1 protein-coding gene is annotated in these 307 nt (G+C 53.1%); it reads left to right on the forward strand.

What is annotated here, in order from left to right:
- Positions 1–307 (forward strand): Rib/alpha-like domain-containing protein (locus tag ERX27_RS11280; RefSeq protein WP_133432867.1); only part of this gene is annotated, 307 nt, incomplete at both ends.

The raw sequence follows: 307 nt of genomic DNA on the forward strand, positions 1-307 counted from the left end.
CAGTGGAATGGCAGACACCACCGGATGTATCCAAGCCGGGCACGACAACAGGCACAGTAGTGGTGACATATCCAGACGGTACAAAAGATGTGGTAACAGTACCAGTGACAGTAGAAGTATCTGCAGGACCGACGGATGCCGTTGAAAACACGCCAATCGTGACACCGATCACAACACCAATAGGTGTAGTACCGCCAGCAACAGAGGGCATCGGTAATGAAGGTACATTCCCGCCAGGCACAACAGTGGAATGGCAGACACCACCGGATGTATCCAAGCCGGGCACGACAACAGGTACAGTAGTGGT

Origin of the sequence: Macrococcus brunensis, assembly GCF_004359615.1 — a bacterium.
Lineage (GTDB): Bacteria > Bacillota > Bacilli > Staphylococcales > Staphylococcaceae > Macrococcus > Macrococcus brunensis.